12 protein-coding genes and 2 pseudogenes are annotated in these 10,838 nt (G+C 52.6%); 3 read left to right on the top strand and 11 right to left on the bottom strand.

Going from position 1 to position 10,838, the window contains the following annotated elements:
* Positions 1–124 precede the first annotated feature (124 nt).
* The 11 genes and pseudogenes from H3001_RS17755 to H3001_RS17805 form a co-directional block, all read right to left on the bottom strand.
* Positions 125–337, bottom strand: a pseudogene (locus tag H3001_RS17755) (DUF4141 domain-containing protein); the annotation flags it as partial.
* A gap of 6 nt (positions 338–343) precedes the next feature.
* The gene (locus H3001_RS17760) at positions 344–697 is read right to left on the bottom strand and encodes a DUF3876 domain-containing protein (protein WP_250884452.1); all 354 of its coding nucleotides are present in this window, start codon (positions 695–697) and stop codon (positions 344–346) included.
* Between the two features lie 78 nt (positions 698–775).
* Positions 776–3,283 (bottom strand): TraG family conjugative transposon ATPase, encoded by a 2,508-nt coding sequence (locus H3001_RS17765; protein ID WP_181215657.1) that lies wholly within the window; start codon positions 3,281–3,283, stop codon positions 776–778.
* Positions 3,280–3,612, bottom strand: coding sequence for a DUF4133 domain-containing protein (locus H3001_RS17770; RefSeq protein WP_181215658.1), 333 nt, complete (start codon positions 3,610–3,612; stop codon positions 3,280–3,282). Before H3001_RS17770 ends, H3001_RS17765 begins: the two co-directional genes overlap by 4 nt.
* Before the next feature lie 11 nt (positions 3,613–3,623).
* Positions 3,624–3,935 carry a DUF4134 domain-containing protein gene (locus tag H3001_RS17775; protein ID WP_021825124.1) on the bottom strand — a complete coding sequence of 104 codons (312 nt, stop codon included), beginning with the start codon at positions 3,933–3,935 and terminating at the stop codon, positions 3,624–3,626.
* Positions 3,936–4,137: 202 nt separating this feature from the next.
* Complete coding sequence (locus H3001_RS17780) at positions 4,138–4,875, bottom strand: conjugal transfer protein TraD (protein WP_246368690.1); 738 nt, start codon at positions 4,873–4,875, stop codon at positions 4,138–4,140.
* A 2-nt stretch (positions 4,876–4,877) separates the two neighbouring features.
* Positions 4,878–5,171, bottom strand: coding sequence for a DUF3408 domain-containing protein (locus H3001_RS17785; protein ID WP_181215659.1), 294 nt, complete (start codon positions 5,169–5,171; stop codon positions 4,878–4,880).
* A 46-nt stretch (positions 5,172–5,217) separates the two neighbouring features.
* The gene (locus H3001_RS17790) at positions 5,218–5,676 is read right to left on the bottom strand and encodes a DUF3408 domain-containing protein (protein ID WP_181215660.1); all 459 of its coding nucleotides are present in this window, start codon (positions 5,674–5,676) and stop codon (positions 5,218–5,220) included.
* 46 nt (positions 5,677–5,722) lie between these two features.
* On the bottom strand, positions 5,723–6,184 hold the full coding sequence (locus H3001_RS17795) for a DUF3408 domain-containing protein (protein ID WP_317170793.1): 462 nt from the start codon (positions 6,182–6,184) through the stop codon (positions 5,723–5,725).
* 41 nt (positions 6,185–6,225) lie between these two features.
* Positions 6,226–6,651, bottom strand: a complete 426-nt coding sequence (locus H3001_RS17800; RefSeq protein ID WP_181215662.1) for a DUF3408 domain-containing protein — start codon at positions 6,649–6,651, stop codon at positions 6,226–6,228.
* 5 nt (positions 6,652–6,656) lie between these two features.
* Positions 6,657–7,412 carry a ParA family protein gene (locus H3001_RS17805; protein ID WP_181215663.1) on the bottom strand — a complete coding sequence of 252 codons (756 nt, stop codon included), beginning with the start codon at positions 7,410–7,412 and terminating at the stop codon, positions 6,657–6,659.
* A gap of 669 nt (positions 7,413–8,081) precedes the next feature.
* Here H3001_RS17805 and mobA point away from each other — a divergent pair.
* The 3 genes and pseudogenes from mobA to H3001_RS17820 form a co-directional block, all read left to right on the top strand.
* Positions 8,082–8,510, top strand: a complete 429-nt coding sequence (gene mobA / locus H3001_RS17810) for a conjugal transfer protein MobA (RefSeq protein ID WP_169757404.1) — start codon at positions 8,082–8,084, stop codon at positions 8,508–8,510.
* Positions 8,489–9,760 carry a conjugal transfer protein MobB gene (gene mobB / locus H3001_RS17815; protein ID WP_103004145.1) on the top strand — a complete coding sequence of 424 codons (1,272 nt, stop codon included), beginning with the start codon at positions 8,489–8,491 and terminating at the stop codon, positions 9,758–9,760. Before mobA ends, mobB begins: the two co-directional genes overlap by 22 nt.
* A gap of 36 nt (positions 9,761–9,796) precedes the next feature.
* Positions 9,797–10,717: pseudogene (locus H3001_RS17820) on the top strand (YWFCY domain-containing protein); the annotation flags it as partial.
* Positions 10,718–10,838: the final 121 nt, after the last annotated feature.

A 10,838-nucleotide genomic window follows, 5' to 3' on the forward strand; every position in this document is an offset into this window, starting at 1 on the left:
AGCGTGCTATACTCCCTGCCGTCCTTTCGTGGGCAGATAAGCTGGTGATGATAGGTAAATATTGGAACACTTACCTAATAGCTTGCCAATGCTACATTTATTATATCGCCTATACGGGCGCACCATCGTAATACTTCTTGCCCTGCTCGTAGATTTTCACTGTCTCCTGAAAGTTCTTGACCATGTGGGTCGCCGTTGTCGATGTGTGCGCCACATTCTTGGAGGTGTTCACGATGCTTTGCGCGATGTTGGACGGGTCGATGACCGTCCACTGTGCGCTTGCCTTGCCAGCCGTCAGCAGGCACAGACAGATAAGGATTGTCATTCTTGCTTTCATTGCTCGCTATTGTTTGGTCGGTTCCTGTCTTACTCTTACATAGTCCCCATTGGGCGAGAAAGTCAGCACGTCCGTCTCCTCGTTGTAGGCCACGTCGATGCGGAATCCCGTATTCATGAAGAGGTTGCCGTTCTCCATCTGCAGGAGATAGGTCTGCGGTTTCAACTCGCGTCCCAGCCCCTTGCGCTTGAACACCGTCACCTTGTATGCCTTACCTTCCTTATAGATGAGCACGTCGGGCTTGCCCTCCACGCTCTCCCAGTTACCGCAGAGGGCGGGACGGTCGTCCCTTGCCGCCTCACTGCATGACTGCATGGCCATACTCGCCATACCCAGCACGATGCCGCACAGGAGCAGCATCTGCCTGCTTGTTGTCTTCAATCTTCTTCCCATGTTCTGAATCATTGTTGAATGTGATAAAATTGGTTGTGATAAACATTATGTCTTGCTTGTCCTTCTTTTCTCCGCCAGCTGCCGGATGGCGGCTTCGATGTCGCCGCCTAGTTGCTCCGCCAGCCGATAGACCTCCACCTTCTCCGTTTCCTCGGTGGTGTAGGCAAGGTATTCCTCCGCGCTCACCTCGGTGGCATAGACCGCCGACTGCGTGCCGCCCAGCCCGATCCACACCTCCTTGTAGAGACGTGACGGGTGGTTGGCCATGTTGATGGAGAGAATCTGCGACTTCTCCTTCTCCGTCAGTCCGAGCAACGCCTGTATCTGGTCGAACTTGTTCATGTACTTCCGTTGGTCGAGGAGTATCTTGCAGTCGGAGTTGTTGATGATGCTTTCCTTGACCACGGGCGAGGAGATGATGTCGTCCACCTCCTGTGTCACCACGATGGCCTCGCCGTAATACTTGCGCACGGTCTTATACATGTACCTCAGGTATTCCGCCATGTTCGCCGACGACAACGCCTTCCATGCCTCCTCCACAATCAGCTGCTTACGCATGCCTTTCAGACGGCGCATCTTGTTGATGAAGGCTTCCATGATGATGATGGTCACCACGGGGAACAGCTCACGGTTCTCCTTGATGCTGTCAATCTCGAAGACGATGAACCGTTTGCCGAGCAGGTCGATGTTCTCCGTGGAGTTGAGCAGGAAGTCGTAGCGTCCGCCCTGGTAATACTGCCGCATGGTGGTGAGCATGTTGTCGATGTTGAAGTCGGACTTCTCCACTTTTATCTCCCGTTCCGCCAGCTCGCGGCGGTAGTCGTCGCGCATGTACTCGTAGAAGGTGTTGAACGAGGGCGTGATGCTCCGGTCTGCCCTGATACGCTCGATGTAGGCGTTCACCGCACTGCCCAGCTCGCCGCTCTCCGTCTTCGTCACCTTGTCGTCTTCCGACTTCCAGAGCGTCAACAGCAGCGTCTTGATGCTGTCCTTCTTCTCCACGTCGAACACATAATCATCTGTATAGAACGGGTTGAACGAGATAGGCTTCTCCTCCGTGTAGGTGAAATATACGCCGTCCTCGCCGTGGGTCTTGCGCCGTATCATCTCGCATAGTCCCTGATAGGAGTTTCCCGTATCCACCAGCACCACGTGCGTGCCCTGCTCGTAGTACTGGCGCACGAGGTGGTTCATGAAGAACGACTTGCCGCTGCCCGACGGACCCAGCACGAACTTGTTGCGGTTGGTGGTGACGCCCCGCTTCATGGGCAGGTCGCTGATGTCGAGGTGCAGGGGCTTGCCCGTGAGCCTGTCCACCATCTTGATGCCGAAGGGCGAGAGCGAGCTGCGGTAGTTGGTCTCCTCCGTGAAGAGGCTCACGGCCTGTTCGGTGAAGGTGTAGAACGACTCCTCCGCAGGGAAGTCCGCTGCATTGCCGGGAATCGCCGCCCAGTAGAGCGTGGGGCAGTCGATGGTGTTGTGGCGCGGCATGCACTCCATGCTTGCCAGCTGACTGCCCACGTCGTTCTTGATGTGGCGCAGCTCCTCCGCATCGTCGCTCCATGCCATGACGTTGAAGTGCGCCCTCACCGAGGTCAGTCCGTAGGAGTGCGCCTCGTTCAGGTACTGCTCTATCCACTCACGGTTGATGCTGTTGCTTCTACTGTATCGGGAGAGCGACTGCATGTTGCGGGCGGACTTCTCGAACTTCTGCAGGTTCTCCTCGCTGTTGTCCAGAATCACATACTGGTTGTAGATGTGGTTGCAGGGCAACAGCAGTCCCACGGGACTGGCGAAGGAGAGGCGGCAGTCAGAGCGGTCGGTGGAGAGTTTCTCGTACCTGACATCGGTCGCCACCTTGCCTGGCAGGTCTTCCGCATCGGATAGGGTGTGCAGGCACAGGCGGTTGTCGCCGATGCGCATCTCCCTTGCCGAGAGGTAGATGTCCTGTAAGGTGCGGTCGCCTTCGGGCATGAGGGAGAAATAACGCTCTATGAGTCCGGCCTTGTCCTCCGTACCGACAATCTCATCGGTGGTGAGGCGGCGCAGCCTGATGAAGCCGCTGTCGTTCATGATGCGGGCGAACTGTTCCGTAGCCTCCATGAATTTCTCCGCCGTCTCCCTGTCCAGTTCTTTGGGGATGATATGCCCACGGCACAGCGTGCTGAAGTTGCTCTGCATACGGTTGCGCTCCTTCGTGGTCTTCGTAAGGAAGAGGTAGCAGGTGTGCTTCAGGTACGGACGCTCGTTGAAGTGACGCTCAAACGAGCGGCTCAGGAAACTCATGTCGTCCTTGTGAAGCTCAGGCTTGTACTGTTCCTTGATGAACCAGTCCTGCTTGTGGACGATGGAGTAGTCGGGCAGCACCTTGATGGCCTTGCACCAGCAGCCGTGAATGGTCTCGTATTCCGCACTTGTCACAGTGTAGAGTTCCGGCAGCTCCACCTCGTAGGCGACCGTGAGGTCGGCATCTTTCGAAACGATGCAGCCGTGCTCCACCGCCAGCAGGGGGAACTTGTTTTCCAGTGTCGTCATTTTGGATATGTTCCTCATTCTTGTTCCGTTTTCTGTTTGTTCTTGAATAATCGGGCTATCCGCCGTCGGTTGATAAGGTATCGGGGGTGGCTGTGTGCCGCTCCCAGCTTCATCAGTCCGTGCTCGCCGTACCGGGCGTTCAGTGCGAAGGTCTGCCATACGAGGATGGACGACGACACCGCACCGAAACCGATACATATCCACTGGCCGATGCCGACCATGTAGAGGATGACGAAGAGGATGAAGAGAGCCAACAGCCCACCTGCGAAGATGAACAGGTATTGCGCCTTCAGGCCCTTGAACTCAACCGGACGGCCGATACCCTTGTTGATGGGGTATTCAGCCATACATTATTATATTATAGGAAGAACGAGCGCAGGATGGTGGCTGCCACGATGAGGAAGATACATGCTCCAAACCAGCTTGCGGCGGTCTTGGAGGTGTCGGGGTCGCCCGACGAGAACTTGCCATAGACCTTCACGCCGCCGATGAGTCCGACCACTGCGCCGATGGCGTAGATGAGTTTCGTGCCTGGGTCGAAATACGAGGTGACCATGGAGGTGGCTTCGTTGATGCCTGCCAGTCCGTTGCCCTGTGCGAATGCGGTTGCGCTTGCAGCGATGAGGAGTGCTGCCGAGAGGATTGTTCTGATACTGTTGTTCTTGTTCATATTGATGTTCTGTTTTGTGCCCTCGAAGGGTGGATAGTCCTTGTCGGGCGGGTTGATAATGATTTACTTTATTCGGATATAGTGGTGTCGCCCTTTTGTTTCTACGGACTTAGGCTGTCCGTTTGCGGGCTTGCTGTACCTTGTACTGCCGTGCCGCTTTGCTATCATATTACTATCTGCTCATTCCTTCTCATTTATATTGTTATACATAGTCCCGGATGTTGAAATCCTCCAGTTTGTCGGGGATGACGAACGGTTTCCTTGCCTGTTTCACGGCATTGCCGATACTATCCACGTAAGCCGTGATGGCACTTGCCAGCCGTTCCGCTAAAACCTCATCCGTCATGATGCTCGTAATCTTCTCGAACAACTCCGTACCGTCCAGTTCAGTCATGACCTCTCCGGCCTTTGTCAGTTCCTGTTGGGTCGGCTCGTCTTTCTTGATGGTCTGTACGGCATCGGCTATCTCGTCGAAACTGCATCCCGAAGCATGGGGCTTGTATTCCTCCTCCAGTTCTTCCTCAGAATATCCAAGTTCATCCGGTGTCAGGCTGCTGAACGTTTCATCCAGTTTTTCTGCCGGAACTTGGGCGGACTGATTGCCTTTTTCCTGATTTCCGACATCAAAGGTAGTGTCGTTTTCTGATATGGCATCGCCTTTTTCAGAAGTGGAATCCTTTGGCACAGGGGTGGCAGCGGTTGACTTCGCGACACTCATCTTGAACTTGCTTTTGCCGATAACATCGGGGATTTCCTTACTGATTTCCGTCTCTTCTTTTTGTGGGGAAGGCGGATTGCCTGCCATCGACTTCCACAGCTCGGAGATACCGCACAAGAATCGGACAAGTTTGGTTTCCTTGATCTGCTCTTGCAGCAACAGGAGTATGAACCATACGTTGCAGAGAAGCGACACGGTCAGAATGATTCCTTTCAGTTCCATCTTCAAAACAGTTTGGCATTCTGGATACTCTGGTAGTAAGCCTCCTGCAGTTCATTCTGGTATTGGCGCAGGTGCTCATTCAGCACGTTGTCGATGTAACGTCCAAGGGTGATTCCGTTACCCATGTATCTGATAATGTTGGCATACTTGTCGTGTGTCTCCTTGTCGATATAGACACATTGGCGCACTTTAATTTCCGATGCCTCCATAAAGGCGGACAAGGGTTTGCGCATTGTTCTTTGTTTTCCTGCTTGCAGGTTGTCAGCATTGCCGTTGTTCTTCTGATTCTTCTTCATGATTTCTTGTTTTTGAAATGTTGATAAAATGTGATTGCTGTCTCAATTATAATTTCTCGATTTCTGGACAAACGATGCCTCGGCTCTTGAACTCGTTTCCGATAGTCTCCTTGTATTGAGCAAGATGTTCGCGGAGGATGCCATCCACGCAGAAACAATCCGTCCCATCGTTTGATGACTGGGGAGCGTGTTCTGCAAGCATATCGTAGGCTTCCGAACTGACATATACCAGTTTCACACCGCTCTCCTCAATCTTTCGGTCTATCTCCTTGCCGTAAAGGGCACAGTGGTTGGCAAGCACATTGTCAATGTACTGCTGCACTGTCATGCCGTTGCCCACGTGTTCCACGAGTGCCGATATTCTATCGTGGAAATCCTTGTCAATGAGGACGGGCATACCGCGACCTTCGCTGCCTTTCGGCTTGTTCAGGAAACCTTCCTTGCGGAGTTTGTTCACTGCTTTCTGGAACTTACTCATACCGTTGTTCTTCTGATTTTTCTTCATAATGTCTTGTTTTTGAAATGTTGATAAAATGTGATTGTTGCCTCATTTATAATTTCTCGATTTCCGGGCAAGCGATGCCTCGGTTCTTGAACTCGTTTCCGATAGTCTCCTTGTATTGGGCAAGATGTTCGCAGAGGATGCTATCTACACAGAAACGATCCGACCCTCCGTTTGATGACTGAGAAGCAAGTTCAGCAAGCATGTCGTAGGCTTCCGAGCTGACATATACCAGTTTCACACCGCTCTCCTCAATTTTTCGGTCTATCTCCTTGCCGTAAAGGGCACAGTGGTTGGCAAGCACATTGTCAATATACTGCTGTACTGTCATGCCGTTGCCCACGCACTCCACGAGTGCCGATATTCTATCGTGGAAATCCTTGTCAATGAGGACGGGCATACCGCGACCTTCGCTGCTTTTCGGCTTGTTCAGGAAACCTTCCTTGCGGAGTTTGTTCACTGCTTTCTGAAACTTACTCATACCGTTGTTTTTCTGATTCTTCTTCATAATGTCTTGTTTTTGAAATGTTGATAAATGTGATTGTTATGATATTAAAGATTGTATGATTTGAGATGACGGTTGAACGCTTCCACAATATCATCCTGAAACTGCTCGAAATGATATGTAAGGACATTGTTCAGATAGCTTGCTATGGTCACCTCGTTGCCTCCGACTACATGGAGTATCTTCTGTATGCGGTCATGAAACTCCTTCTTGATATATACCTGCTTGCCAAGTCTGGCGGTAACATTGGACTCGCATACGAAGGTACTCTCATAGTCAGGCTTGCCATTGCCGTCCATACCTTTCTTCGTTGAGGTGGCGGACGTGGCAGTCTGCTGACCGGACTCTTTTGCCTTCGGCTGGCGGCTGCTCTCTGTGCTTCTCGCCTCCAAGGGAAGACTGGTATCGTCCAGACGGAATGAGTTGATGACCGCCGCACTGTCAATATCGTCGATTCGTGTCTTTTTTGCCATACCATTCAGTTTTTGATTATTTCAAGTATCTCGTCCGCAAGTTTGTCGAGGTTGCTGCCTCTCACCAGTGTCTTGTCTGCGGGGAACGCCGTAGATCGGAATACGGTCTTTCGCTCTGTGCCTGTCTCCTTGCGGAAGCGTTTGCTGTCGGGGAGGAACGTGCCCAGTATAGGAAGGGCGAACTCCGCACATACCTTGTCGTAAGCCTTGTACAACTCCGACTTCTCACGTCCGTCCACCATGTTCCACACAAGGTACAGTCCCTTGATGCAGGACTTGCCCGTGCTTATCATCTGCTCGTTGATGACGGTAGCAAACTTGATGGAGCTTTCCATCACTACACGGTCTGCGATGATTGGAGTGAAGATGTAGTCCATCTTGGCTATGGTTGTCACCACATCCACATTGTTGATGGTTCCCGGCAGGTCGAAGAACACGAAGTCAAGGTTCGGATGGCTCTCGCAGAGCTGCTCCGCCGTCTTGATGGCATCCTCGGCACGGCTGCACTTGATGGGATAAGGATTCTTCTCCAACCGTTTCAGCTGTTCGTAGGCCATGGACTTGTAATACTCATCCTCCATGATGGCTTTCAGGTCACGCTTGCGCATGTCGTGGACGCTGTACTGCGGAAAGTCACAGTCCACCACCGCTACATTGTAGCCTTTCACGTAATGCAGGTAACTTGCCACCAGCACCGTGAGGGTTGTCTTCCCGGCTCCTCCTTTTTGTGTGGAGATAGCCACATACTTGGTTTCATTCATACTTTTGATAATTATTATTGTTATACATAAGTCGGATTACGGAAGCGTATTGTTAATCACACGTACGTATATCCGTTTTCATTCTCATTCGTGACTTCATCCGTTGGTCTTGCTTCAAGTGCGTCCGCTGTTTCAAGTGTTCAAGCGGATAACCAGCTCTGCCTGCCAATGACTGTGAAGACGTATCTGGGCAACCTTGAATGGTCCTTCATTCCTATGTAAAACCAGTCCCGTTTACAGTCTTTCAAGAGCACCTGTTTTCAGTCCTTCATCTGAATCACGATGCAAAAGTATAGGCATTTTTTCATATCCGTATCACTTTCAGAATGAGTGGCAGCGAGTGGCACAAGGTGGTAGCGGTTGGCACCGCAAAAACGCTGATTCAGAGGCGGAAATAGCCGTAATTTTGCACCCAAGCGACAGGGCTTGCCCTTGGAACACTACCACTGGGTTATCAGGCAACACACCAATCCGTCCAGAGGCGGATTTTTATTGGCATTAGCCAATAGCAAGATGTCTTTTCAGTTACTCAAAAGGATTTGAGTTACCCGAAAAGCTCTTGCCCCACTGGCGGGGGACGGGCTCTTCCTCCGAAGTCGGGAAGCCTGATGAAAACCGATGCTTGGAGTTGGGAAAGGGGTCTTGACGTGAAACCACTAAATCCAATCAATGATGCAGAAAGAGAAAAGAAGGACGGGGCGATGCCCCAAGTTGGACACGAAGACGCACTGCGTGATGGTGCGTTTCGACGACGGCGAGTGGAACAGGTTCCTCGCCATGTACGAGAGATCGGGTGTCTATGCCAAGGCGGTGTTCCTGAAGGAGCAGTTCTTCGGCAGGACATTCAGGGTCGTTACGGTGGACAAGGGCTTGGTGGACTACTACACCAAGCTGTCGGATTTCCATGCGCAGTTCCGTGCCATCGGCACGAACTACAACCAAGTCGTGAAGGAACTGCGGTCGCATTTCTCCGAGAAGAAGGCTATGGCGTTGCTCTACAAATTGGAGAAATGCACGGAGGAACTGGCGGCGTTGAGCCACAGGATTGTGGAACTCTCAAAAGAAATGGAGGCGAAATGGTCACCAAAATCAGTTTAGGAAAGTCGCTCTACGGTGCGCTCGCCTACAACGGTGAGAAGATCAACAAGGAGCAGGGACGGCTGTTGGCCACCAACCGCATCTTCAACGACGGGAGCGGCACGGTGGATATTGCCAAGGCGATGGAGGGCTTTCTCGCCTTCATGCCCGCCACGGTGCGCACGGAGAAGCCTGTGCTGCACATCTCCATCAATCCGCATCCCGACGATGTGCTGACGGACACGGAACTGCAGGAGATAGCACGGGAATACCTCGACCGTCTGGGCTACGGCAACCAGCCTTATATGGTCTATAAGCATGAGGACATCGACCGCCACCACCTGCACATCGTCACCATCAACGTGGACGAGAGCGGAAGGCGGCTCAACCAGGACTTCCTTTTCCGCAGGAGCGAGCGCATACGCAAGGATTTGGAACGGAAGTATGGGCTTCATTCAGCAGAACGGCGAGGCGAGCGCATAGAGCGTCCGCTGTGCAAGGTGGACGTTGCGGCAGGCGACATTAAGAAGCAGGTGGGGAACATCGTGAAGGCGGTGAACAGGCAGTACCGCTTCCAGTCGCTGGGCGAATACCGTGCGCTGCTGTCGCTGTACAATGTGACGGTGGAGGAAGCGCGGGGCATCGTGCGTGGACGGGAATACCACGGGCTGGTGTTCTCCGCAACGGATGATGCGGGCAACAAGACGGGCAATCCGTTCAAGTCCTCGCTCTTCGGCAAGTCCGCCGGATATGATGCGCTGCAAAACAAGTTTGCACGCTCCAAGAAAGAGATAAAGGACAGGAAACTCGCTGAAATGACAAAGCGCACCGTATTGGCGGCTTTGGAGGCAACGCACCACCAAGACCGCTTCATAGCCCTGCTCAGGGAAAGAGGCATCGACACGGTGCTGCGCCATACGGAGGACGGGCGCATCTACGGTGCCACCTTCATCGACCACCGCACGGGCTGTGTGCTCAACGGCTCACGCATGGGCAGGGAACTTTCAGCCAATGCCTTGCAGGAACACTTCACGCTGCCATACGCCAACGAGGAGCCAATAACGATGACTGTACCTGCGGAAGAGAGTGTGCCTACTGAAGATAGAAATGCAGTCAGGCCAAAGGCAGAAGAATACACCGACGACTTCCACATCTCAGGTGCAGGGCTTTTCTCGCCCGACGGCTCGACCATCGATCCCGAAGAAGAGGCGTTTATCCGTGCCATGCAGCGGAAGAAGAAAAAGAAGAAGCGTAAGGGACTGGGAATGTAACATCGTATTTTTTATTCACTTCAAAACAAAGGAACAATGTCACAAGAAGACGATTTGAGGGCACTGGCGAAAATCATGGATTTTCTGCGTGCCGTGAGTATTATACTGGTAGTGATGAACGTGTATTGGTACTGCTACAGTGCCATACGGCTGTGGGGAGTGGACATCGGTGTGGTGGACAGGATTCTGATGAACTTCAACCGCACGGCGGGGCTGTTCCATTCCATCCTCTACACAAAGCTGTTCGCCGTACTCCTGCTTGCCCTTTCCTGCCTCGGCACAAAGGGCGTGAAGGGCGAGAAAATCACTTGGAGCAGGATTTGGACGGCACTGGCCATAGGCAGTGTGCTGTTCTTCCTCAACTGGTGGATATTGGCACTGACACTGCCCACGGAGGCGGTGGCTGGACTGTATATCGCCACCATCGGCACGGGCTACGTCTGCCTGCTGATGAGCGGGCTGTGGATGAGCCGTCTGCTGAAACACAATCTGATGGAGGATGTGTTCAACACCGAGAACGAGAGTTTCATGCAGGAGACAAGGCTGCTGGAGAACGACTATTCCGTGAACCTGCCCACACGCTTCTACTACCGCAAGCGGTGGAACAGAGGCTGGATCAACGTGGTCAATCCCTTCCGTGCCTCCATCGTACTGGGCACGCCGGGCAGCGGCAAGTCGTATGCCGTGGTGAACAACTTCATCAAGCAGCAGATAGAGAAGGGGTATTCGATGTATGTGTACGACTTCAAGTTTCCCGACCTCTCCATGATTGCCTACAACCATCTTTTGAACCACCCGGAGGGTTACAAAGTAAAACCGCAGTTCTACGTCATCAACTTCGACGACCCTCGCCGCAGCCACCGCTGCAACCCCATCCATCCGGACTTCATGACCGATATTTCGGATGCCTACGAGAGTGCCTACACCATCATGCTCAACCTCAACCGCACGTGGGTGTGACCTGAAAAGTCACGTAATTGATTGTTAAACAGCAATGTATATTGCAAGATTTAACCCGCTGTTCCGTCAGCGGTAGCCTACTATAAGGTGCATCTCCAGTGATGGGTTGTGCTAAGCT

It is taken from the genome of Phocaeicola faecicola (assembly GCF_013618865.1).
GTDB lineage: Bacteria > Bacteroidota > Bacteroidia > Bacteroidales > Bacteroidaceae > Phocaeicola > Phocaeicola faecicola.

What these genes read in the sequence shown, in the direction of transcription:
- H3001_RS17760 (WP_250884452.1), bottom strand. Translation starts at nt 697, where the DNA reads ATGCTGCTCCTGTGCGGCATCGTGCTGGGTATGGCGAGTATGGCCATG.
- H3001_RS17765 (WP_181215657.1), bottom strand. Translation starts at nt 3,283, where the DNA reads ATGAGGAACATATCCAAAATGACGACACTGGAAAACAAGTTCCCCCTG.
- H3001_RS17770 (WP_181215658.1), bottom strand. Translation starts at nt 3,612, where the DNA reads ATGGCTGAATACCCCATCAACAAGGGTATCGGCCGTCCGGTTGAGTTC.
- H3001_RS17775 (WP_021825124.1), bottom strand. Translation starts at nt 3,935, where the DNA reads ATGAACAAGAACAACAGTATCAGAACAATCCTCTCGGCAGCACTCCTC.
- H3001_RS17780 (WP_246368690.1), bottom strand. Translation starts at nt 4,875, where the DNA reads ATGGAACTGAAAGGAATCATTCTGACCGTGTCGCTTCTCTGCAACGTA.
- H3001_RS17785 (WP_181215659.1), bottom strand. Translation starts at nt 5,171, where the DNA reads ATGAAGAAGAATCAGAAGAACAACGGCAATGCTGACAACCTGCAAGCA.
- H3001_RS17790 (WP_181215660.1), bottom strand. Translation starts at nt 5,676, where the DNA reads ATGAAGAAAAATCAGAAGAACAACGGTATGAGTAAGTTCCAGAAAGCA.
- H3001_RS17800 (WP_181215662.1), bottom strand. Translation starts at nt 6,651, where the DNA reads ATGGCAAAAAAGACACGAATCGACGATATTGACAGTGCGGCGGTCATC.
- H3001_RS17805 (WP_181215663.1), bottom strand. Translation starts at nt 7,412, where the DNA reads ATGAATGAAACCAAGTATGTGGCTATCTCCACACAAAAAGGAGGAGCC.
- mobA (WP_169757404.1), top strand. Translation starts at nt 8,082, where the DNA reads ATGATGCAGAAAGAGAAAAGAAGGACGGGGCGATGCCCCAAGTTGGAC.
- mobB (WP_103004145.1), top strand. Translation starts at nt 8,489, where the DNA reads ATGGTCACCAAAATCAGTTTAGGAAAGTCGCTCTACGGTGCGCTCGCC.